This window comes from Mesorhizobium sp. M4A.F.Ca.ET.050.02.1.1 (genome assembly GCF_003997725.1).
Lineage (GTDB): Bacteria > Pseudomonadota > Alphaproteobacteria > Rhizobiales > Rhizobiaceae > Mesorhizobium.
In genome coordinates this window covers 1-20,503 of the sequence record NZ_RZSG01000012.1, presented here as the reverse complement: position 1 = coordinate 20,503, position 20,503 = coordinate 1, and the positions used below count along the sequence as shown (strand labels likewise).

Sequence of the window (20,503 nt, the reverse complement as noted above, 5' to 3'; positions counted from 1 at the left end):
CAGTTAGCTCCTCAAGGTATCGTGCGGCCAGCAATGGAGGAATTGCGGCGAAGTTGGCCAATGGCCCAGGCCGCAATGAGAATGGCGATCGAAAATGCCAGCGCGAGCGTGGATACCGCGTTGATGAGCGGTGTGACGGTGCGGCGCATCATGGACCAGATGTACATTGGAAGGGTCGTCTCGGTGCCGGCAACGAAGGACGTCACCACAAACTCGTCGAAGGACACGGCAAAAGCCAGAATCGCTGAAGAGATCAGCGTTGGCGCCATCAGGGGCAAGGTCACCCTCGCGAAGGTCTGCAGGCTACTTGCGCCGAGATCCCGCGCGGCCTCCTCGAGGGAAGGATCGAAGAGGCTGAGTCGCGCCCTCATCGCCACCACGAGAATTGGAATAGCGATGACCACGTGCGAGATGACAATCGTAGCGGTGGATAGCTGGATACCTGCCTGCGCGAATAGCACCAGCAGAGACACGCCCACGAACAGGCCTGGAAGGGCAATCGGCGTTATCGTGAAAGCTTCGATCAGGAAGCGCCCAGCTTGACCGAAACGCAACCATGCAAGCGACGCGGATGCGCCAAGCAAAAGGGTGATCAAGGCTGTCAGGGCCGCGACGGTCAGGCTCTTGAGGACTGCCTCGATAAGCAGCTGATTGCCAAAGAGGTCATGGTACCAGCGAAGGCTGAACCCCGCGAATGGGAACGACAACGCAGGTGAGGCATGGAAACTGAAAAGAACGATGATGACCAGCGGCGCCAATAGAAAGGCGAGGATGATCCAAACGACAAGCCGCAGAAGCATCTACGCCTCCTCCAACACTACAGCGCCGCGTCGCTTGGCAATCATCCCCGTGGCTCGCCCGATCGTCATGACCGCGACGTAGAGAGTGGCGGAGACCGCAAACATGATAAAAGCCTGGGCAGCGCCAAGCGGCCAATTTCCGGTCTTGCGGAACTGATCCGCAATTAAGAGTCCTGTCGTCTGTCCGGACGATCCGCCAAGCATCTGTGGGGTTACATAGTCGCCTGCCACCAGGATGAATGTCAGCATAAAGGCGCCGACAAGCCCGTTTGCCGCATTTGGGGCGATGACGCGGAAGAAGGCCCCCAGCGCCGAGGTGCCAAGATCTCGCGATGCATCGACGAGGTCGCGCTTGATCTCGCTCAGCGCTGAAACCACCAGGAGAATGCAAAACGGCAGGTAGATATGCGTCAGTGTGATGGTGACGGCGAAAGAGTTGAAAATGAAAGCCGTTACAGGCTCGTGGATGATTCCCATCTCGAGAAGCACGGTATTCAACAGGCCGTTGGTGCCGAGCAATGTGCGCCAAGCGTAGATGCGAACCAGGTAGCTTGAAAACCAAGTGATCAAAATCAGATAAAGGATAATTTGGGAACGGCTCACATATACCAGATAGTAACCCACCGGGATGGCTAGCAGGACTGATATGGTGGCGGTAATCAACCCGATCCGAATTGCGTTTAAAGTCACCTTCCAAAAGACGGCTGACGTCAGAGAATCCAAGTAGTTGGAAAATTGGAAATCGGGAACGATCCGGTATGCCTCGGACGACCAAAAGCTATATATGAAAAGCCCAATTGCAGGAGCTACAAAGAAGACAAACATATATAACGCAGCTGGCGTTGCCAATATGCTTCCCAAACGAGTCTGGTGATTTACCAATTTCTCACCCAATTCATTTGCTAATGTTCTACATGTATCCGATTCGACGGCTCTGACGATCTTCTAAAGTACTTGACTGCTTGAGCAGACGGCGCTCATTGTTCCCACTGGCAGCGGCTGGTCGCGCCTTTTTATTGGGTGGTTTAGTCTCTGCTCCTTATTTCAGCAATTTCGCATGACGACCATTTGTGACGCGATGATGCGCACAGCTAGCGAAATACTGCTTCGAGAGGAAATCCGGGCAACATAACCCGGCCGGAGTCGTTCCCTGGAGATGCGCTAGATGGCCACCTTCGTGGAGATCGAGTTCGTACCGCCAACAGATGAGCCTGGCCTTTCGCCAACCCTGGCGCGCCCAAGTCGTCACGCGGGTCACAATCTGTCGGAACACGAGTCCCGGCTCCCCATGCAATCGTCGTACCAGCCAGCCCAATGGAGTAGCTCTGCCTTGCGCGTTGGCTCCAGCACAAACTAAAGGCGTTCAAGTCTTGCGTCGCTTTGCGTCGGCGATCGGTGGACTGCGAAATTGTTCGGAACGACCGAATACCTACCTTGTGACATCGGGACGAAATCGGTGCACATCGAGACCGGCTTGGTCAGCAGCGGCGGCGACGCCCCCTTCGCCCGCATACCCGCGGGAGCCGGACGACGATATAGCCAAGCCGGAGAGCTATGATAGTGAACGATTTTTCGACAATCCCGCTAGCCATCCAAAATAGCCGTTTGTTTTGCAGCCTCTTCTTTTTGGGTGGCGGCCTCGGTATTGGAGCCTGGGCGTCCTCCCTTCCTGTTCTCAGCGTTCAGATGAATCTGGATAAGGGTCAGCTTGGACTGGTTTTAATTTGCTTCGCTCTCGGCGCGATCGCAATGATGACCAATGTCGGCCGCTTGGTGACGATTGTTCCAAGCAGTGTGCTCAGCCTACTGGGTTCGCTCACGTTCGGCGCCGCGCTGTTGGCTCTCCCTTATGCCGAGAGCGCCCATTGGCTGGCTGTGATTGTGTTTTTCGCGGGTGCCGGGTTTGGAACGCTCGACGTGTCGATGAACACTGACGCCGCAGCGTTGGAGCGTTTTTTGCACCGGCAGGTAATGTCGTCATTCCATGCCGTGTTCAGTTTTGGAAGCTTGGCCGGCGCTTTGGTCGTGGGTCAAATACTGTCGTGCGGCGGCGCTCTGAACCTCTGCCTCGGGGTGACGGGAATTGGTGTTGCAGTGATTGCTCCCGTCGCCTGGATTGGTTGGAACAAGTCAAGCTGGATCCACACCCCTCCCGCCCCTGTCGAGACGAAGGATGCTCAGCTCCAGGGCGTCTTCAAGACCCATCTCTACCTGCTTGGCGGTCTCGCATTTCTAGGAATGCTGGCCGAGGGCGGAATGATGGATTGGAGCGCCATCTACATCGTGACGCGATCCGGTGCAGCAGAGAGCACTGGAGCCTACGGCTTCGCTGCATTCGCGACGATGATGGCAATGGGACGCTTGTTCGGTGATGCCATCGCCAACCGAATCGGTCAGATGCGCACGTTGCGCTACTGCGCTGTGGTTTGCGCAGCTTCAGTGGTCGCAATAATCCTCATGGGCGGCAATCTTACCGTTGCTCTCTTGGCGCTAACGGTGTGTGGTCTCGGCCTTGCCAACATTGTGCCTACTCTTTTTGCGGCCGCTGGTCGTGTGGGCGGCACGTCCGTTGCTCGTGCCATGTCAACTGTGACGACGATGGGATATGCCGGACTGCTGCTGGGACCAGGATTGCTGGGGCTGATCGCTCAAATCTCCTCGCTCGCCGCCAGCTTCGGGGTCATCGCGCTGGCATTCGTCGCAATTTCTTTCTCGACGCGGTCCCTGACGCATACCAACGGCCACTTGCAGGGCTCATTTAAGGCGGCAAGCGCTGCAAGCGTTGACAGCGCGACCTCCCATCGTCCATCTTAAGCGCCTCACCAGGGGAGTCCCGGCAAGGGGCTGAGATACTGCTATTGCGCGCAGTGACCCGTTGAACCTGATCCAGTTCATACTGGCGTAGGGACGGTGCGAGGTTTCGCGGGTCGGCAATCCGGCTTCGGTATTCGGGCAGTGCCCGTCTTCCAGGCGAAGCGTCACTTCCTCCTCTTCGCGTGGACTGGGTCTCCGTTGCACTCGAGCAAGGAGGCTCACTCATGAATGCCCACACCCCGACCGTCACTGTCGGCGAATTGCCCGCTTCGAAGAAAGTCCACAAACCGGGCCAACTTCACCCGGGCCTGCGTGTCCCGATGCGCGAGATCTCGGTTCATCCGAGCGCCGGCGAACCGCCGGTCACGGTGTACGACTCGTCCGGTCCCTACACCGACGCGACGGGGAAGACCGAGATCGAGCGCGGCTTGCCGCGGTTGCGCGAGGCGTGGATCGAGGCACGCTGCGATGTCGAGCGCTACGAGGGCCGCACGATCAGGCCCGAGGACAACGGCTTCGTCTCGGGTGATCGCCTGACGCCGGAGTTCCCGGTGCGCAACAGGCCGTTGCGCGCCACTGGCGGCCGTGCCGTCACCCAGCTTGCCTACGCACGCGCCGGCATGATCACGCCGGAAATGGAGTTCGTCGCCATCCGCGAAAACCTCGGCCGCGAGCAGTTGCGTTCGAAACTTCAACGCGATGGCGAGAGCTTCGGCGCGGCGATCCCGGACTTCGTCACGCCGGAATTCGTGCGCGACGAGGTGGCGCGCGGCCGCGCCATCATCCCGTCCAACATCAACCATCCCGAGAGCGAGCCGATGATCATCGGCCGCAACTTCCTGGTCAAGATCAACGCCAATATCGGCAATTCGGCCGTCACCTCGTCGATGGCTGAAGAGGTCGAGAAGATGGTGTGGGCGATCCGCTGGGGCGCCGATACGGTGATGGACCTCTCGACCGGCCGCAACATCCACAACATCCGCGACTGGATCGTGCGCAACGCGCCGGTGCCGATCGGCACGGTGCCGCTCTACCAGGCACTGGAGAAGGTCGGCGGGATTGCCGAGGCGCTGACCTGGGAGGTCTATCGCGATACGCTGATCGAGCAGGCCGAGCAGGGCGTCGACTATTTCACGATCCACGCCGGCGTGCGGCTGCCCTACATTCCGCTCACCGTCGACCGCGTCACCGGCATCGTGTCGCGCGGCGGCTCGATCATGGCCAAGTGGTGCCTGCACCACCACAAGGAGAGCTTCCTCTACGAGCATTTCGAGGAGATCTGCGACATCTGCCGTACCTATGACGTGGCGTTCTCGCTCGGCGACGGTCTTCGCCCCGGCTCGATCGCCGATGCCAACGACCGAGCCCAGTTCGCCGAGCTGGAAACGCTTGGAGAGCTCACCAAGATCGCCTGGGCCAAGGACTGCCAGGTGATGATTGAAGGCCCCGGCCACGTGCCGATGCACAAGATCAAGGAAAACATGGACAAGCAGCTCGCAGTCTGTGGCGAAGCGCCGTTCTACACGCTGGGGCCGCTCACCACCGACATCGCGCCGGGCTACGACCACATCACATCCGGCATCGGTGCGGCGATGATCGGCTGGTTCGGAACGGCGATGCTTTGCTACGTCACGCCGAAGGAGCATCTCGGCCTGCCCGACCGCGACGACGTCAAGACCGGCGTCATCACCTACAAGATCGCCGCTCACGCCGCAGACCTCGCCAAGGGCCATCCGGCCGCCAAAGTCAGGGACGACGCGCTGTCTCGCGCGCGCTTCGAGTTCAGGTGGGAGGACCAGTTCAACCTGTCGCTCGATCCCGAGACGGCGCGCGCCTTCCACGACGAAACCCTGCCGAAGGAAGCACACAAGGTGGCGCATTTCTGCTCCATGTGCGGCCCCAAATTCTGCTCGATGCGGATCTCGCACGACATCCGCGCGGAAGCGCAGAAGGAAGGGCTCGCGGCCATGGCGGCGAAGTACCAGGACGGCGGCGATCTTTACATGCCCGTCGACCGCGCCCCGGAGCGCACGGACACGCCATGAAGGTGCTCATCCGCGGAGCGGGCGTTGCCGGGCTGACGCTCGCGCACGAACTGGCAACGCGCGGCACCGATGTGATAGTGGCCGAGAAGCGGATGGAGATCGCCGGCAATGCCTCCTGGCAAGCCGGCGGCATGCTCGCGCCCTGGTGCGAACGCGAGAGCGCCGAAGAGGCGGTGCTCACGCTCGGACGCGGCGCGGCCGACTGGTGGGACGCAGCATTGCCCGGCCATGTCTCGCGCAGGGGCACCCTGGTCGTGGCGCCTGCACGCGATGCCGGTGAGTTGGACCGGTTCGGCCGCCGCACATCCGGCTTCAGGCCGGTCGACGCCAATGAGATCGCTGCGCTGGAACCCGCCCTCGCCGGCCGGTTCCGGCGCGGCTTGTTCTTCGGCGAGGAGGCGCATCTCGACCCGCGCAAGGTCTTGCTTGCGCTTCGCGACAAGCTGATCGGCATGGGCGTTAGGCTCGAATTCGGCCGCAGCGCTGTCGCGACCGTACCGAACTACGAGATCGACTGCACCGGTATCGCCGACAGGCGGCCGGAGCTGCGCGGCGTCCGCGGCGAGATGCTCATTCTACGATCAGGCGATATCTCGCTTGCCCGGCCCGTTCGTCTGCTGCATCCGCGCATCCCGATCTACGTGGTGCCTCGCCCTGAAAACCTCTTCATGGTCGGCGCGACGATGATCGAAAGCGATGCCGCGGGCCCGATCACCGCGCGATCCACCATGGAGCTGCTCGGTGCCGCCTATGCCCTACATCCGGCCTTCGGCGAGGCTGAACTGGTCGAAACAGCCGCCGGGGTGCGTCCCGCCTTCGCCCACAACCTGCCACGGGTCGAGCGAGACGGAAAGCGTCTTCGCATAAATGGCCTTTACCGCCACGGCTTTCTGCTTTCGCCGGCGATGGCCCGACTGGCGGCTGACATGATCCTGGGAAACCGCGCACCAAAGGAGTTTTCTCTTGAAGCTCATCATTAACAACCAGAACCGTGATGTTGCGGCCGAGACGCTTGCCGCGCTTATGACCGAACTCGATTATGAGGGTGGCTGGCTCGCCACAGCCCTCAATGGCGAGGTTGTTCCGGCCAAGGAGCGCGACCGCTGCCGACTGACCGAAGGTGATCGCATCGAGATCCTGTCTCCGATGCAGGGAGGGTGATCCAATGCTTGAACTCTATGGACAAAAACTCTCGTCGCGCCTTCTGCTTGGCACCTCGCTTTACCCCTCGCCTGCCGTGATGGCCGAGGCCGTGAAGGCGTCGGGCACCGAGGTCGTAACTGTATCGCTGCGCCGCGAGAGCGCGGGCGGCAAATCAGGCGGCCAGTTCTGGTCGCTTATCCAGTCGCTTGGCGTTCGCGTCCTGCCCAACACCGCCGGCTGCCACTCGGTCAAGGAGGCGCTGACGACGGCCCGAATGGCACGTGAGGTGTTCGGCACGGACTGGATCAAGCTCGAGGTGATCGGCAACCACGATACACTGCAGCCGGATGTTTTCGGATTGGTGGAAGCCGCGAGGATCCTCAACGCCGAAGGCTTTGCGGTTTTCCCATACACGACCGATGATCTGGTTGTCGCCGAGCGGCTGCTCGACGCCGGCTGCGAGCTTTTGATGCCCTGGTGCGCACCGATCGGCTCGGCGCGTGGACCGCAGAACCCCGAGGCGTTGCGGAGCCTGCGCGGTCATTTCCCCGGCGTCTCGCTTATCATCGATGCCGGCATCGGCAGACCGTCGCATGCGCTGGCCGCGATGGAACTCGGCTACGACGCGGTGCTCCTCAACACAGCAGTCGCCAAGGCCGGCGATCCAATCGCCATGGCGGCAGCCTTCGGCAAGGCGGTCGAGGCTGGTCGCCAGGCCTATTGTGCCGGCCCGCTTGAGCCGCGTGACGTGGCCGTCCCCTCCACTCCGGTGATCGGGATGGCGGCATTCTCATGAAACTCGATCCGTTCTACCTGATCGTCGATTCCGCCGCCTGGGTCGAACGTCTTGTGCCGCTTGGCGTGAAGCTGGTGCAACTACGTATCAAAGACCTCGACGAAGCTTCGCTGCGCCGAGAGATCCGGGTGTCGAAGGGGGTATGTGAAGGCCATGGCTGCCAGCTCATCGTCAATGACTACTGGCGTATCGCGATCGAAGAGGATTGCGATTTCGTCCATCTCGGCCAGGAAGACTTGGCCGAGGCCGATGTGGAAGCGATCCGCAGGGCGGGCTTGAAGCTCGGCCTAAGCACCCACGACGAGGCCGAACTCGAGACCGCGTTGCAAGCCAAGCCCGACTATGTCGCGCTTGGGCCGATCTATCCGACCATTCTCAAAGCAATGAAATGGGCCCCCCAAGGGCTGGACCGCGTCACGCTGTGGAAGCAGCGCATCGGCAGGCTTCCGCTCGTGGCCATAGGCGGACTCACCGTCGAGCGGATTGCCGGTGTCTTCGCGCAAGGAGCCGCAAGCGCCGCCGTCGTGACCGACATAACCCGCAACGTTCATCCCGAGGCACGTACATTGGAATGGCTGGCGGCCACGGCCCCATGGCGATGACCCAACACGTGCTGATAGTCGCGGGCTCGGATTCCAGCGGGGGGGCCGGGATAGCCCGCGATGTCGACACCGTGTCCGCCTTTGGCCTCCGCAGCTGTCTCGCCGTCACGGCCGTTACCGCACAGACGCATTCTGCCGTCGAGCACATCGAGCATATGCCGCCGGGCCTTATCGCCGCCCAGATGCGCACTGCCTTTGCCGCCAGCCGGGTCGCGGCCGTCAAGATCGGCATGCTGGGGACGGAGGCGGCAATCGAGGCAGTCTGCTCTGTACTGACGGACAACCGCCCAGTCCCGATCGTCATCGACCCGGTGCTGGCCTCGACTTCGGGACGGCTGTTGTTGGAGGCGGACGCAATCGACGCGCTTCGTCGCGATCTGATGCCGGCCTGCCGCTTGGTCACGCCTAATCTCGCCGAATTGGCTGCGCTGACTCGCTCTGTGCTGGCGTTGGACGAAGAAGCCGCTTGCCAGCAGGGCAAGCGACTAGCCAGCAATGTTGGAACCATGGTGCTGGTCAAGGGCGGACATGCGCAGGGATCGCAAGCGGTTGACCTGCTTCTTCCACCAGACGGTCCGGCCATCCGGTTCGAAGCAGCGCGCCTGAAGCACAGGATGAGGGGTACCGGTTGCATGCTCTCCACCGCTGTCGCGGCCTTTCTTGCCCTCGGCTCTTCACTCGAAGAAAGCGTTCGTGGTGCAAAGCAATATGTTTTCGAACGGTTTGTTAGAGAGGGAGCTAAGTTGACGTAGTCCATCTGTCCCAGCCATCTGCCGTCCGCTCTCCATTGACCAAAGCTTTCGATCTGCTGTGCGCGGAGGCAAAGCGCACCACCGAGCGAACGGCCCAGATCTACCGCAGCCAGCATGCAAAGGCCGGCGCGCTGATCATTTGCCCAAAGTAGGGGCGCACTTGTATCAGCACGGCCAGCTGCCCTGCCCGCGGCGACGACGGCTGAGCTGTTCGTCGAGAAGGATCGCCAAGCGCCTTCGAGTCGCGCGCTTCGCCATAATGAAAACCTTTACAAATCAGATTTATCCGCTGTAGGTGCGATTAGGAAGAGCCGTTACGACAGAGGTCGATCGAGCCTTTCGAACGATCGACGGTGTCGCTGATTGCGCGACACGTCACCGGAGACCAGACCTTGTTGGAAAGTCCGATACGCTCCGCGGGGCAGGCTGCCGTCGCGTCTCCAAATGCCAGCAGGAGCCGCACGGCGATCTTTTCGACATTCTTCGTACACGGCAGTGCCTTCGGCACATGGTCTTCGCTCATACCGACGGTCAAGGCCCGCCTTTCCATATCTGAAAGCCAATTCGGCTGGTCACTGTTCATGATTGTCGTCGGCTCGCTTTTGGCCATGCTGGCAAGTCGATCTCTGATTGCGCGTTTTGGCAGCAGACAGGTGGTTCGCGTCGCAGGCCCGATACTTCTGACGACGGTCGTCCTGGCCACGTTCACGCATGTCCCTTTCGTATTCGCCCTCGTCCTGCTGGTTCTTGGACTAGCGGGCAATACCATGGACGTCGCCATGAACGCGCAGGCCGTTGAGGCTGAGCGCTCCTCCGAGAGAGCCCTTATGTCCTCTTTCCACGCCATGTGGAGCCTCGGCGGCCTTACCGGAGCGGTTCTGGGAGGCCTGCTTGTCAAGAATGCAGGAGGCTCTCTTGGCGCATTGATTGCCGTTGTGTTGCTTTCGGCGCTTTTTGAGGCGAACCAAGGCAAGCTCCTTGCCGCAGGTCCACCTCACGGGACGGTGGCAGCCCGGCCACTCAGCGCCAAGTGGTTGCTCATCGTCGCCGGCCTGCTTGCTGGGGTGTGTATGTCGACAGACGCAGCGGTCCGTGACTGGAGCCCTCTCTACCTTACTGGCAATCTTGCGCTGGATCTCGGTTACTCGGGGGTGGGATATGGCGCATTTGCAAGTTCAATGGCGCTCTGCCGGCTGGCTGGCGATCGCGTGAGGACCTCGGTTGGGGAAAGGCAACTTCTTGCGATCTCGGCGTGCCTTGCAATCATCGGCCTTGCTATCGTGGCCTTCGCCAAGGTCGCACCAATAGCGCTATCGGGCTTTGTCCTGCTTGGCATCGGCGTGGCCAATATCTTCCCCACGTTGCTGAGCATGGCAGGACGACGCGGCGGCGCATCCGGCATCGTCGTCGTGTTCGCGACCGGGTATGTAATCGCGCTTGCTGCGGCGCCTAGCTTTGGGACGCTGGCCGAGGCAACCTCCCTGGCCAATATCTACCTGCTGCTGGCAGCCATGTTTGCACTAGCTGGAACCGCTGCGCTTCATATCGCCAGTCGAAACTGAAAGTGCGGAGCAATCACATCGGATCCCAGCGGCCCGTTAACCGCGGCGGTGGTCAATGCCGCACGCAACAGATACCACAAACTTGTTGGACGCATCTCGCGATTTCGTAGCTTGGCGGTGCAACGGCGCATCATTCAGGAGCCGTTGACAGGTTCATGTAAGCGTTTACTATTCCAGCCTTCGGGGCTTCGCCGGCTACATGTAAGCCCGCGAGTTGGCTGCTTGTTAGAGATTGCGAAGGCGCGCCATGAACTCTCAGGATCAAACGCCCGTTGTCTTGTTGCTGATTGTGAAATTTTCCTGCGCTTTTCTGGCTCTTCTCATCTTTGCAGAACTCGTCCCGCCCGCCATGTCGCTGCTTGCCGAACAAAGCGCTGAACGCGGCTTGATTGCGCAGGCGCAGTCTTCAGCGGCTGAACACTACCTATCAGCACTGCTCGACAAGACGCGGTAGCGGATGGCGATCCCGATCTTTGAAGCACGCGCTGGCGCGTTTTCCAGGTAGGGCCTTTCCTCGACTGGCACCGGGGACAGAGATCCCCAGTTTTGGCCAGACGGCCCGCAAACGACTATCATCCACGCCCACTTCCCTGATGCAGCCCCTTCCCGACGCCCCAACGGATGAAAGACCTCAGTGACCTGGCAGACGAAGCGCTGTTGGAAATTGTCCAGCGTCAGACGTTCGGATATTTCTGGGACGGCGCGCACCCCGCAAGCGGCATGGCGCGCGACCGACAGCGGCTTGCGCCCCGGTCCGAGAATGACCTCGCTGCCATAGGCGGCACGGGTTTCGGGGTGATTGCCATGATCGTGGCCGTCGAACGCGGCTGGATCGCTCGCGATGACGCGATCGAGCATCTGAGCCGCATAACCCTTTTTCTGGAAAAGGTCAGCCGATATCACGGCATGTTTCCACACTTCGTCAATGGCCGGAGCGGGAAGACCATCCGCTTCGCTCGCAACGACGACGGTGGTGATTGCGTGGAGACGGCCCTGTTGTTCCAAGGCCTGTTTTGTGCGCGCCAGTACTTCAGCCGAAAGTCTGTCGCGGAAGTGCGCTTGCGAGAGCAGATCGGTCGGTTGTGGCGAGCAATCGAATGGAAGTGGTACTGCCGCGACGAGGAAATGCTCTACTGGCACTGGAGTCCTGGCTGCGGGTGGGCGATGAATTGCCCCGTCTCGGGATGGAACGAAGGACTGCTGCCTTATGTGCTGGCAGCTGGCTCTGACACCCACCCGATCAGGGCCAGCGCCTATCACCGGGGGTTCGCCCGCGACGGCCAGATGTGCAACGGGAAGAGTTTCTACGGCACGACGCTTCCACTTGGGCCGGACTATGGAGGGCCCCTGTTTTTGGCCCAGTATTCATTCTGCGGGCTCGACCCCCGGCGCCTGAGGGACCGATATGCGCATTACTGGCAACAGAATGTGGCCCATACTCGCATCAATTACGCACATTGCGCTCGCAACCCGCACGGGCATTCCGGCTATGGCCCCGATTGCTGGGGACTAACCTCGGGCCACGGCCCATATGGCTACGTTGCGCACGCGCCGGACAATGACAGGGGCGTTATTACTCCAAGCGCAGCCTTGTCCAGTCTTCCCTACGCGCCGGTGGAATCCATGCGGGCGTTGAGATGCTTCCTCACAAAGCCGCTTCATCGCATCTGGGGAATTTTTGGATTTGTCGACAGCTTCAGTGAGAACCTAAGTTGGTTTGCTCGAACCTATCTGGCTATAAATCAGGGGCCGATCATAGCGATGATCGAGAACCACCGTAGCGGGCTGATCTGGGAACTCTTCATGAGCGCGCCTGAGGTGCGCGAAGGCTTGAGCGTGTTGGGCTTCGTCGAGATCTAAGCCGTCTGACTGCGACATCCACAATGAATTGGCGAACGCTGCGCCCGAACCCAAACGGGTGTCGTTCAAGGCGATAGCAACGGCTGTGCCCGTAGCATCGCCAAGAGCGGCTGAGCGGATTCAGCAGCTCAAAAAAAGTCATAATTCCCATTGAGCTGGAGAATGTAAACGTTTACAAAACTCCTACGCTAAAACGGGCTCGTCGATCATGAATGGAAGTCATTCCTCACCCTCCGGGCAAGCACTTCAAGGCCTGGTCAACCAGGCCGAGATGGTCGTCGATCTTGAAGCTGTGCGAGAGAACTACAGGCGCTTATGCGCCATCGCTGGGGGGGTCGATTGCGCGGCTGTCGTGAAGGGCGACGCCTATGGGCATGGCATGATCGCGTGCGCGATTGCGCTGCGGCAAGTTGGCGCCAAAACCTTTTTTGTGGCAACTGCCAATGACGGCGTGGCGCTTCGAACCGTGCTCCAGAGGGCAACGATCTGTGTGCTGGGCGGCTTTCTGCCCGAAGAAACCGAGGCATTTGTCGGTTCGAACCTTATTCCCGTCCTCAACAGCCGCAACCAGATCGAGGAATGGCACAGGGCAGCGAATAGGATCGGGCGCCCCCTCGACTCGATCATCCATTTCGACACCGGCATGAACCGGCTTGGTCTGCTTGCGGACGATGCCGCGTGGCTTCGCGAGAACTTGTCGCTGCTCTCGCGAATTCCGCCCCTCCTCTATATGTCCCACCTCTCGGCTGCCGACGATCTCGATTTCGACCGGTGCGAATTCCAGCGGAAGGCTTTCCTGAAAGCAGTCAGCGGGCTGCCTGCAGCGAAGCTGTCGCTGGCCAATTCGGCTGGCGTCTATCTGGGAGAGAACTATCTTTTCGGCATGGTGCGCCCTGGCAAGGCGACGTTCGGGATCAATCCGCTGACCGGCCGGAAAAACCCAATGTTGCAACCAGCCAGCGTGATAGCCCCAATCATCCAGGTCAACACGATGAAGCGCGGTTCGCCGGTCGGCTACAGCTCGACATATCGGCTGGTCGAGCAGGCTAAGATCGCGACCGTCGCGATCGGCTATGCCAACGGCTACTCCCGAGCCGGTTCAAGCCGCGCCACGGTCTTTGTTCAAGGTTTCGCAGCCCAGGTTGTCGGCCGCGTCTCGATGGATCTTCTGACAGTGGATGTCTCGGCCGTTCCAGACTGGGCGCTGGTGCCGGGGAGCCCAGTTGAAATTCTTGGCCCCAATGTTCGCGACCACGACCTCGCGAAGGCCTGCGGGACGATTGAGCACGAGGTCTTGATCTCACTTGGCCATGGTTGCGCGCGCCGTTACGTCAATGAATAGCTCGCGCCATGGTGTTGGGTGCCCTAGCATGGATCCGCTCCCAGGCCGTGCCAGGCACTCGGCCGCCAATGGGCACCTGGCGTGCTCGTTGGCGGCCCCGAAATCACAGGCAGCGGGACGGGTTGCTGACAACTCGTGATCATCATGAGAGACCCGCCCTCAGACGAACCCCCTATCTACCGCAGCTTCCCCGATCTTGTCGCTACGCTCGAATCCATTCTGCTGCGCAACGGAACGTCGGATGAGGTCGCTCGCGTGCTGGCCACGAACTGTGCGAGCGCCGAACGCGATGGTTCGCAAAGCCATGGCCTGTTCAGGATGACCGGTTATGTGAAGAATCTCAGGAGCGGCTTTGTCGACGGCCGCTCCGTCCCGAACATCCGCGACGCGGGGAGTGCCTTTCTCTACGTCGACGCGGGCAACGGATATGCCAGACCGGCGCTGGAGTCGGCCATGCCGCGAGCCATCGGCAAGGCCCGATCGGCCGGCGCGTGCGTGCTAGCGATCGGCAATGCCCACCACAACGGGCCACTTTGGCTTGATGTCGAGCCATTCGCCGAAGTCGGCCTGGTCGCGATTGGCGTCGTCAACAGCGTCACTTATGTCGTCCCTCATGGCGGTCGCAAGCGGCTCTATGGCACAAATCCGATGGCCTTTGCCGTGCCGCGGATGGATGGGCAAGTGCTGCTGTTCGATCAGGCGACAGCGGCGATGGCGCATGGCGAGGTGGCGGTCGCCGCGCGCGAAAACAAGCTCCTTCCCGAGGGGATTGGCCTCGACGCCTCAGGGCTGCCTACCCGCAGCCCGCAAGCGATACTGGAGGGTGGAGCGCTGCTCCCGTTCGGCGGGCACAAGGGCTCGTCCATCGCCATGATGATCGACATTCTTGCCGGAGCGTTGACCAGCAGCAACTTTTCCCATCAGGTCGACTGGTCGGCTCATCCCGGCGCGGAATCGGCTCATACGGGCGAAACCATTATCCTGATCGATCCGACCAGGGGAAACGGCTCACTGAGGATGTTCACGCAACGGATCGAGGATCTGGTCGCAGCGATGGCCGACGCCGGACAGACGCGCCTTCCTGGCGAACGCCGACTTGCCGCCCGCAAGTTGGCAGCCGAGCGCGGCATCGCCATTGCGCCCGCGATGTGGAAGCAGCTGATGGTCCTGTGAGCGAGCGGCCAATCGAACGATAGTCGTTGCGGTTACCGAGTCACCCAGACAAGCAGATACATGGCCGCTGTCGCGACAACCACCCAGAACCAGCCCCATAGGCGGGATCCCCCCTCGGTTCGGCTGCCGTTGCTTTTTTTTGGCACCGCGTCGTTGCCACACATTCCCAAATCTGGTGGCCGTCGTTCAGATGTCATTGAGCACCCGCAGCGCTGCCTCATGCAGGATGGCGTTTGCCGATGCCAGGATGTTTCCACCTCGCTCCGCGCGGCCCCCGTCGAAGCGGGTGACCACGCCGCCGGCGGCCTCGATGACCGGGATCAGCGCTGCGATGTTGCAGGCTTGCAAGGAAAGTTCCACGCAAAGGTCGATCTGGCCGGCCGCGAGCATGGCGAATGCGTAACAGTCGCCGCCGTACCTCGTGAATTTGACCGACGAGGCGAGTCGAGCAAAGCCCCTGCCCGGACGGCGTGCAAAGGGTTCAGGAGAATTCGTGTGGCAAATCGAGTCAGACAGGAGCTGAACTCCACTCGTTCTCAAGACAGTCTCGCCAAGGGCGGAGCGACACACCGATCTCGTTCCATCGGACCAGAAGCATTCCCCGGTTTCGGGCTGGCTCATCATGCCCATCGTTGCGCGGCCATTTATCGTGAGGCCTATCAGGGTCCCCCAGACCGGAAGGCCACACAGGAAAGCTTTTGCACCATTGATCGGATCGATGACCCACTGGATCGGCCCTGATCCTGACGGCCCGAATTGGTCGCCCAGCATTGCGTGCATTGGATAGTCGGCGGCTATGGTCCCGCGGATGGCTTTTTCGGCCGCGTGAGCCGCCTCGCTCACAGGCCCATATGCGATGTCGGTCGTGTTCTTGGCATTATGCGACCCTCTTGTGCGAAATCTCGGCAGCGTCTCGGCGGCAGCCGCATCGGCCAGCCTGCGGAAGAATTCGAAGTCCGGCAGCGCCTCGTCGTCCCCTCGACGGGCAGCGCCAAGCGAGAGGCGCGCCTGCATCAGAGCCCCCTCTCCTCAAGAAGGCTATTGAGGCGCGCGCCGGTTTCCACCAGCTGACTGCCGTATTGCGTGAGAAGGGATTGCTGCGCCTCTGTTTCGGCACATGACAAGGCACCGAATATCGCGGCAAGTCTCTCGCTCAGTGCCCTGCCTTCCTCCAGCGTTGGCCGGTCGGCAATGACGGCGGCAAGCTGATCGCGCGAAGGCTTTCCGATGCCGGGAACCGTGCGGGATCCACCGTCGATGTAGCCCGAGGGCAGTTCGCCCTTGCGGTTGACAATCCGACGGTTGAGAATAGCGTCGAGAATCTGATCGACGGCCTGTTTGGCGCCGGCCACTCGAGAGGGGTGATCGGTGTCGGCGGCCGCGTGCGGCAGAAGCTCCAGCTTGCCTGGAAACTTGAGAGCCAGCTGACGATACGGGACCAGCGGGCCGACGAAGGAGGATGTCTGGCCGTCGAAGAAGATGTCGGCGTCGACCGCGACATGGCGGACCTTTCCGCAATCAAGGGCGGCTGCCAGCGCCGAAGCATCGATGATCTCTCCGCGGTCGTAATTTATGACCACGGCACCATCGTTGAGAAGTGAGAGTATCTCGCCGTCGATCAGTCCCACATTTGCGAAGCGTCCTCGAGCTTGGTCGAATGCGCCGAGGCCGGTGTGGGGGCTTATGAAGTCGGCGCCACGCGCGGCGTCCTGAAGCGTCGGTGCATATTTGAGGCCCTCGGCCTCTATCCACTCGCGGTGAATTGCGCGGGCATGCACACAGACACGCATGCGCAACGCCTTGCAAAGCTTGGCCAACTCCCTGCCGATATTGCCATATCCAATGATGGCGACCTTCTTGCCTTCGATCTTTTCGGTAGGGAATTCGCGGAGGTTCCTCGCGGTATCGAAATGCCCGTCGACTACCCTTTGATGCAATTCATCGACGGGAAGATCGGGAACCACCTTCAGCATCGCCTTGAGCGCCATCTGCGCCGTGGCCCGGCTGTTGAAGCTTGGCGTGTTCATCAAAGGCGCAGGGCCGCCGCCGTTGGGTCCTCCCCAGGATCTGGACTGCATGTTGCCGGTGCCCGCGCCGATGCGCACGCCGCCCTCTGAAAAGACCGCTCCTTCCGGGATTGCCGTAGCTGCCGCAATGACGGCGTCGTACTGACCTTTGTCGGTCTGCTGCAGGATCTCGTCGGCGGTGCTTAGGTCCGGCTGATAGGAGAAATGGACGCGGCCCGGCTCAAGCGCTTCACGGCAGACAGCCCCAAGGTGGAAGACGCCTCCCCTTGCCTCCATGTGCGCGCGCACCTCGCTATGGTCAGGCGTGCCCTCTGGCCCAAATCGCAATCCGATCGGATCAGCGACAAGCACGGTATAGGTTCGGCTGGCATTGCCGTTGCGGCCGCTCTCGATTGTGCTCGGTGACGAAGGAAAGCGTTCTCCGAGCTTGGCGAGTTCCTCCTCGATCACCGCGACCTTGGCCCTGAGATAGGCATATTGCAGATTGTCCAGCAGCGCGACGACATCGTCTGGGGCGCGAACCCCACCGATCCAGGCGCGATAGTCGCCCGGCGTGCCCGGGAACGCGTTGACGTAACGGGCCACGTCCAGCCCGGGCTCGTGATTTCCGTCAGGATGGGTGATCCCTTCGTAGCCAAGCAGTTGCTTGGAGCGCGCAATGATGCGTGCGTGCAGACCCGAACTCTCCAAGGCTGGGTCCACCACCTCCAACAGCGTCACAGCGGCGCCGCGGCGTTCAGGCTCGGTGACGCTGAGCCGAAGCACCGGACTGCGCGACACCCAGTCGTTGATGGCGTCCCGATTGGCTGTTGAGCGTCGATTGAGATTCTCCACGGAGCCGAGCCGCCTCTCGGAGCGCAGTAGGCCGAAAGTCGTCTCTGCGAATGCGAGCACGGAGTAGGTATTGATAACGCCGCCCAGCATCTTGTCGCCTTGCGGATCGTAAAGCGGTCCGACCGCGACCGAGCGATCGCCGCTCAAAGGCCGTTTGGGGTCCGCTGGCACAGCGATTTTGAGCTGGCGAGGAATTGCCCAGGAAGGATCCCGCTGGTTGCGCTCGATCAGCCGCAGCGCTTGCGGCGTGAACGTCGCGACAAAGTAACCGGAGACGCCGCCGATCGCCTTCTGGAACGGCATGAACATGCAGGTCCTTGCCAGAAGTTCCCGCACGACGTGGTCGCCCCAAGGCATTGCTCCAAGCAGCGATGTGGCGTCCAGGACGGCGTGATGGTTTTCTGGGTCGCTGCGGAGCCATTCCAGGAGGTTGGAGATATCCTGCGATGTGTAGGTGGTGGCGCCAGTCGTTTCATGACCGACGCCGATGAAGAGTTCGATCCCCAAGCCGCGCAGATAGCCGGCGGATGGAATGGTCCCTTCTGTTGGCGAGAAGTGAACGCGCCGTTCGTCGCCTCGCTTTGAATAGCGATGCAGTTCGACAAGCTGGGCACCCCAAGACTGGCGGAAGAAGCCGCCGGAGCCTGCCGCTTCCGATTCCGGCGCTGGCGTATCGACGTAGACCCCTTGCTTGTCGTTGCTCGCGTTCATCAGGTGCATGACGCAAGCGGTGAAGCCGCTATGTCCTCCTCCAAGTCCGACCGCCATCTGGTTCGACTTGGGGAACCCGAAGTAGCGATGTATCTCGCGCATCATGTCGAGCAGGATCTTGTCGGCCGGATAGCCGCGATGCATGCTGCGGCCGATCTCCGCGGTGGTGAAGGGGCCGATATCGTTGCCTCTGTCGTCGAGCTTCCTGTAGTTGCGTTCCAGCCAGGCATCGAACTCGAAACGCAGGAGCCGCGCATCAACCTCGTCGGCGGTGAGGTCGGTGATGGGGCCGACGCCAAAAAATGGGTTGGCGGTTCGCCTTGGGCGCCCGGCGGCCGTCAGCCGCAGCGCGGCAAGCCGCTCTGCCCTTAGCGTTTCTTTGGACGTCATCAGCCTACCTCAAAGCAATGGGGATCCACCTGCGAAGCCGCAGGCGCGTTCAGTTCCCGATCGGGAATGTGCTGGCCAGCGCAGACGCTGGCCAGGCGATGTCGTCAGCGCAGTTGGATCCACACGGCTTTCGTCTCCGTGTACTGATCGTGCGCGGCCAGGCCCTTGTCCTTGCCGCCGAAGCCGGACTCCTTGTAGCCGCCAAACGGCACGGCAAAGTCACCTTCCGAATAGCAGTTCACCGAAACAGTTCCTGCGCGGATTTGCTTGGCGACGCGGTGGGCGGTGTTGAGATCGTCGGTATAGAGGGACGCGGCGAGGCCGTAGTTGGTGTCGTTTGCCAGGCGCACCGCCTCAGCCTCATCCTTGAAAGTGATCACCGACAGCACCGGGCCGAAGATTTCCTCACGGGCGATCTTCATATTGTTGGAAACACCATCGAAAATGGTCGGCTCGACGAAGCTGCCGCCCGTACCCGCCAGTATCTGGCTTCCGCCCAGGGCGATCCTGGCGCCTTCCTTGCGTCCGGTTTCGATGTAGGAGAGCACCTTGGCAAGATGCTCCTGCTCGATCATGGCTCCAATGCGCGTTGTGCGCTCGAGCGGGTCGCCAACAGTCCAGGATTGGAAGACTGGCTTCAATTCCTCGAGCAGGCGGTCCTTGATGCTCTCATGGACGATGAGGCGCGAGCCGGCCGAGCAGTTCTCGCCCTGGCAGAAAAGAATCCCGGTCGCGACGTTCTCGACTATCGGAGCGAAATTCCTGACATCGCCCATCACGATGGCAGGGCTCTTGCCGCCGCATTCGAGGATGATGCGCTTCATGTTTGAGTCTGCCGAATATTTGAGGAATAGCCGACCCACCTCTCCCGATCCCGTGAAGCTGACGCAATCGATGTCTCTGTGCAGGCCTATGGCCTGACCGGCAGTCGGTCCCAGGCCAGGAACGACGTTGAACACGCCATCAGGTATGCCTGCCTCGGATGCCAGCGCCGCCAGCCTGATCAATGACAGGGATGTCTGCTCGGCCGGCTTCAGGACCAGGGAGTTGCCCCCGGCCAGGGCGGGCGCCAGCTTCCACATGGCGACGAATAGCGGGAAGTTCCAGGGGATCACGCCGCCGACGACGCCGATCGGCTCGCGCACGATCATCGACACGACGTCGCGTGGCGCCGGAGACACCTGGTCGTAGATCTTGTCGGTCGCCTCCGCATGCCAGCGCAATGTCTCGATGGAGTCGGGCAAGTCGACATTGATGGAATCGTTGATAGGCTTCCCGCAGTCGAGCGTTTCGATGAGCGCCAGCTCGGCGCTGTGTTTCTCGATCAGATCCGCAAAGCGCAGCAGGACTTTCTTGCGTTCTCGCGGCGGCAGGCCCGACCAGGTGCCGGCTTCGAAGCTGCGGCGCGCCGCCTTGACCGCGAGATCGACGTCCTCCGCCCCGCCGGCAGCCACGTTGGCCAGCAACTTGCCTGTTGCCGGATTCACCGTCTCGAAGGTCTCGCCCGATTTGGCCGCGACATAGGCGCCATCAATGAAGGCCCTGGTCTCGAATTTCAGTGTCTTGGCTTCGGCGTGGAAGTCTGTGTGGACATTCATGTTAAACTCCTGCGGATCGCATTGAAGGGTGTCGATCAGGCGTTAGGCCAGGTG

Annotated in this window: 17 protein-coding genes and 1 riboswitch; of the genes, 12 read left to right on the top strand and 5 right to left on the bottom strand. The window is 61.2% G+C overall.

Annotated features, from left to right (window positions below; translation table 11 throughout):
- Positions 1–11: 11 nt before the first annotated feature.
- A complete protein-coding gene (locus tag EOA33_RS02205; RefSeq protein WP_127404849.1) occupies positions 12–800 on the bottom strand; it encodes an ABC transporter permease in 789 nt (262 codons plus the stop codon).
- Positions 801–1,694 carry an ABC transporter permease gene (locus tag EOA33_RS02200; RefSeq protein WP_245482205.1) on the bottom strand — a complete coding sequence of 298 codons (894 nt, stop codon included), beginning with the start codon at positions 1,692–1,694 and terminating at the stop codon, positions 801–803.
- Between the two features lie 666 nt (positions 1,695–2,360).
- On the opposite strand from EOA33_RS02200, the gene EOA33_RS02195 reads away from it, so the two are divergent.
- The 12 genes from EOA33_RS02195 (at position 2,361) to EOA33_RS02140 (ending at position 14,889) form a co-directional block, all read left to right on the top strand.
- Entirely contained in the window at positions 2,361–3,614 is a 1,254-nt protein-coding gene (locus EOA33_RS02195) for an MFS transporter (RefSeq protein WP_190234185.1), read from the top strand.
- Positions 3,615–3,726: riboswitch (TPP riboswitch) on the top strand.
- A gap of 112 nt (positions 3,727–3,838) precedes the next feature.
- Positions 3,839–5,659, top strand: coding sequence for a phosphomethylpyrimidine synthase ThiC (gene thiC, locus EOA33_RS02190; protein WP_127404847.1), 1,821 nt, complete (start codon positions 3,839–3,841; stop codon positions 5,657–5,659).
- A complete protein-coding gene (gene thiO / locus EOA33_RS02185; protein WP_127404846.1) occupies positions 5,656–6,639 on the top strand; it encodes a glycine oxidase ThiO in 984 nt (327 codons plus the stop codon). Before thiC ends, thiO begins: the two co-directional genes overlap by 4 nt.
- A complete protein-coding gene (gene thiS / locus EOA33_RS02180; protein WP_127404845.1) occupies positions 6,623–6,820 on the top strand; it encodes a sulfur carrier protein ThiS in 198 nt (65 codons plus the stop codon). Before thiO ends, thiS begins: the two co-directional genes overlap by 17 nt.
- 4 nt (positions 6,821–6,824) lie before the next feature.
- Positions 6,825–7,598, top strand: a complete 774-nt coding sequence (locus tag EOA33_RS02175; protein ID WP_127404844.1) for a thiazole synthase — start codon at positions 6,825–6,827, stop codon at positions 7,596–7,598.
- Positions 7,595–8,200 (top strand): thiamine phosphate synthase, encoded by a 606-nt coding sequence (locus EOA33_RS02170; protein WP_127404843.1) that lies wholly within the window; start codon positions 7,595–7,597, stop codon positions 8,198–8,200. Before EOA33_RS02175 ends, EOA33_RS02170 begins: the two co-directional genes overlap by 4 nt.
- Positions 8,191–8,952: a hydroxymethylpyrimidine/phosphomethylpyrimidine kinase gene (locus EOA33_RS02165; protein ID WP_127404842.1), complete on the top strand. Its 762-nt coding sequence runs from the start codon at positions 8,191–8,193 to the stop codon at positions 8,950–8,952. Before EOA33_RS02170 ends, EOA33_RS02165 begins: the two co-directional genes overlap by 10 nt.
- A 353-nt stretch (positions 8,953–9,305) precedes the next feature.
- Complete coding sequence (locus EOA33_RS02160) at positions 9,306–10,514, top strand: MFS transporter (protein ID WP_186815526.1); 1,209 nt, start codon at positions 9,306–9,308, stop codon at positions 10,512–10,514.
- A 247-nt stretch (positions 10,515–10,761) separates the two neighbouring features.
- The gene (locus tag EOA33_RS02155) at positions 10,762–10,968 is read left to right on the top strand and encodes a hypothetical protein (protein ID WP_127404840.1); all 207 of its coding nucleotides are present in this window, start codon (positions 10,762–10,764) and stop codon (positions 10,966–10,968) included.
- A gap of 167 nt (positions 10,969–11,135) precedes the next feature.
- Entirely contained in the window at positions 11,136–12,374 is a 1,239-nt protein-coding gene (locus EOA33_RS02150) for a glucoamylase family protein (RefSeq protein ID WP_127404839.1), read from the top strand.
- Positions 12,375–12,645: 271 nt separating this feature from the next.
- Positions 12,646–13,716: an alanine racemase gene (gene alr / locus EOA33_RS02145; RefSeq protein WP_190234184.1), complete on the top strand. Its 1,071-nt coding sequence runs from the start codon at positions 12,646–12,648 to the stop codon at positions 13,714–13,716.
- Positions 13,717–13,860: 144 nt separating this feature from the next.
- Positions 13,861–14,889, top strand: a complete 1,029-nt coding sequence (locus EOA33_RS02140; protein ID WP_127404837.1) for an Ldh family oxidoreductase — start codon at positions 13,861–13,863, stop codon at positions 14,887–14,889.
- A 186-nt stretch (positions 14,890–15,075) separates the two neighbouring features.
- Here the strand turns inward: EOA33_RS02140 and EOA33_RS02135 are convergent, their stop codons facing one another.
- The 3 genes from EOA33_RS02135 to EOA33_RS02125 form a co-directional block, all read right to left on the bottom strand.
- Positions 15,076–15,903: an inositol monophosphatase family protein gene (locus tag EOA33_RS02135; RefSeq protein ID WP_127404836.1), complete on the bottom strand. Its 828-nt coding sequence runs from the start codon at positions 15,901–15,903 to the stop codon at positions 15,076–15,078.
- Entirely contained in the window at positions 15,903–18,851 is a 2,949-nt protein-coding gene (locus EOA33_RS02130) for an NAD(P)-dependent oxidoreductase (RefSeq protein ID WP_127404835.1), read from the bottom strand. The genes EOA33_RS02135 and EOA33_RS02130 overlap by 1 nt, the downstream gene beginning before the upstream one ends.
- A gap of 104 nt (positions 18,852–18,955) precedes the next feature.
- Complete coding sequence (locus EOA33_RS02125; protein ID WP_127404834.1) at positions 18,956–20,449, bottom strand: aldehyde dehydrogenase; 1,494 nt, start codon at positions 20,447–20,449, stop codon at positions 18,956–18,958.
- Between the last annotated feature and the right edge of the window lie 54 nt (positions 20,450–20,503).

What these genes read in the sequence shown, in the direction of transcription:
- EOA33_RS02170 (WP_127404843.1), top strand. Translation starts at nt 7,595, where the DNA reads ATGAAACTCGATCCGTTCTACCTGATCGTCGATTCCGCCGCCTGGGTC.
- EOA33_RS02130 (WP_127404835.1), bottom strand. Translation starts at nt 18,851, where the DNA reads ATGACGTCCAAAGAAACGCTAAGGGCAGAGCGGCTTGCCGCGCTGCGG.
- EOA33_RS02155 (WP_127404840.1), top strand. Translation starts at nt 10,762, where the DNA reads ATGAACTCTCAGGATCAAACGCCCGTTGTCTTGTTGCTGATTGTGAAA.
- EOA33_RS02175 (WP_127404844.1), top strand. Translation starts at nt 6,825, where the DNA reads ATGCTTGAACTCTATGGACAAAAACTCTCGTCGCGCCTTCTGCTTGGC.
- EOA33_RS02135 (WP_127404836.1), bottom strand. Translation starts at nt 15,903, where the DNA reads ATGCAGGCGCGCCTCTCGCTTGGCGCTGCCCGTCGAGGGGACGACGAG.
- EOA33_RS02125 (WP_127404834.1), bottom strand. Translation starts at nt 20,449, where the DNA reads ATGAATGTCCACACAGACTTCCACGCCGAAGCCAAGACACTGAAATTC.
- thiO (WP_127404846.1), top strand. Translation starts at nt 5,656, where the DNA reads ATGAAGGTGCTCATCCGCGGAGCGGGCGTTGCCGGGCTGACGCTCGCG.
- thiC (WP_127404847.1), top strand. Translation starts at nt 3,839, where the DNA reads ATGAATGCCCACACCCCGACCGTCACTGTCGGCGAATTGCCCGCTTCG.
- EOA33_RS02150 (WP_127404839.1), top strand. Translation starts at nt 11,136, where the DNA reads ATGAAAGACCTCAGTGACCTGGCAGACGAAGCGCTGTTGGAAATTGTC.
- EOA33_RS02140 (WP_127404837.1), top strand. Translation starts at nt 13,861, where the DNA reads ATGAGAGACCCGCCCTCAGACGAACCCCCTATCTACCGCAGCTTCCCC.
- EOA33_RS02165 (WP_127404842.1), top strand. Translation starts at nt 8,191, where the DNA reads ATGGCGATGACCCAACACGTGCTGATAGTCGCGGGCTCGGATTCCAGC.
- EOA33_RS02205 (WP_127404849.1), bottom strand. Translation starts at nt 800, where the DNA reads ATGCTTCTGCGGCTTGTCGTTTGGATCATCCTCGCCTTTCTATTGGCG.
- alr (WP_190234184.1), top strand. Translation starts at nt 12,646, where the DNA reads ATGGTCGTCGATCTTGAAGCTGTGCGAGAGAACTACAGGCGCTTATGC.